Source organism: Flavonifractor plautii ATCC 29863, from assembly GCF_000239295.1.
Taxonomy (GTDB): Bacteria; Bacillota; Clostridia; order Oscillospirales; family Oscillospiraceae; genus Flavonifractor; species Flavonifractor plautii.
The window spans coordinates 1-1,062 of sequence record NZ_JH417806.1 but is presented as its reverse complement, the minus strand read 5'-3'; the positions used below and the strand labels follow the sequence as shown (position 1 = coordinate 1,062).

2 protein-coding genes and 1 pseudogene are annotated in these 1,062 nt (G+C 55.6%); all 3 read right to left on the bottom strand.

Features of this window, described 5'->3' with window-relative positions; genetic code table 11:
- Nucleotides 1–241: pseudogene (locus HMPREF0372_RS12085) on the bottom strand (hypothetical protein); the annotation flags it as partial.
- A 146-nt stretch (nucleotides 242–387) separates the two neighbouring features.
- Nucleotides 388–714, bottom strand: coding sequence for a hypothetical protein (locus HMPREF0372_RS12080; RefSeq protein ID WP_007492789.1), 327 nt, complete (start codon nucleotides 712–714; stop codon nucleotides 388–390).
- The coding region (locus tag HMPREF0372_RS12075) for a type IV secretory system conjugative DNA transfer family protein (RefSeq protein ID WP_007492787.1) at nucleotides 711–1,062 on the bottom strand (352 nt) is incomplete at its 5' end. The genes HMPREF0372_RS12075 and HMPREF0372_RS12080, both read right to left, overlap by 4 nt.

The window sequence follows — 1,062 nt, the reverse complement described above, 5'->3', positions numbered from 1 at the left end:
GCTTCTTCAGCTCGGTAAAGCTGCCGCAGGTCTTAACTACGCCCATCACGAAAAATAGCACCAGCAGAGCGTAGCCGATGGCTTGGAGTGCACCGTTGATGCTGACGATCACGTTCCAGATCCCGCCGCCTTTGAATTCCTCCGGGGTGGTGCTGATCAAAGTCCAGATCTCCGCGAGTTTGTCGTTCCAGGTCTGCAGGGCGGAATTCAGATTGTCTACAATCCAGTTTCCACTGCCCAATCACTTCACCTCCTCGTCGGGACGAAATCCATTTCGCTCCGTTTTCGCCTGGCGGCGAAAATTACGCTCCATTCCTTTGTCCCTCCTCTCCCACCCGCAACCACTGCGCTGGGTTGCGGGTGGGCATTTTTTTATTCTCATGTTCATCAGCCGGTGATGAGAGTGAGGATCTCCTTGGTGAAGGTGATCACGATGCCACCAGCGATAGTGAGCATACCATTGGCCCGCTGAGAGGGGTCATGACTCTTGAGGGACAGGCCCAGCTGGAGGACACCGAAGCCCAGCAGAATCAGGCCAATGGCCCGAATCAGGGAGAAGATGAACTCGGAAAGGTTGTTGACGACCGTCAGCGGATCGTCCGCGGCAAAGGCCGGGATAACCATAACGGTCAGCGCCAGAACGAGGCAGGAAAACAGGGCGTACAGTTTCCGTGCGCGGCGCTCATACTTACGGGTGGTCAGATCATGTTTCATGCTGCAGTCTCCTTTTCTTTGTTGGTTTCATCGGCAGAAATCACCTGGAAGAACGGTGTGCCTGGAATGGCCGGTGTGGTGTTGTGTCCATGGTGAATATACGGCGCTCCGCCTCCGTCCACGGTGTAGCGGATAGCGGGGTGCTCGGTCAGTTCATACTTTAGGTCCATGACGGGTTTTGCGCCTCGGATGAACAAGATGCAATAGCGATTATCCAACGCACGAACCTCATCGGGGGTAAGCAGCTCCCGTCCGCTCATCTGGAAATTGGTGGAGTAGGAGCCCGACTTGCCCTTGGTCTGCCCATGGGTCTTGTGGAGTAGGGAGGCACCGCCTTGCCATATTACT

Bases quoted from the DNA above. Each gene is read 5' to 3' on its own strand.
- HMPREF0372_RS12080 (WP_007492789.1), bottom strand. From the start codon at position 714: ATGAAACATGATCTGACCACCCGTAAGTATGAGCGCCGCGCACGGAAA.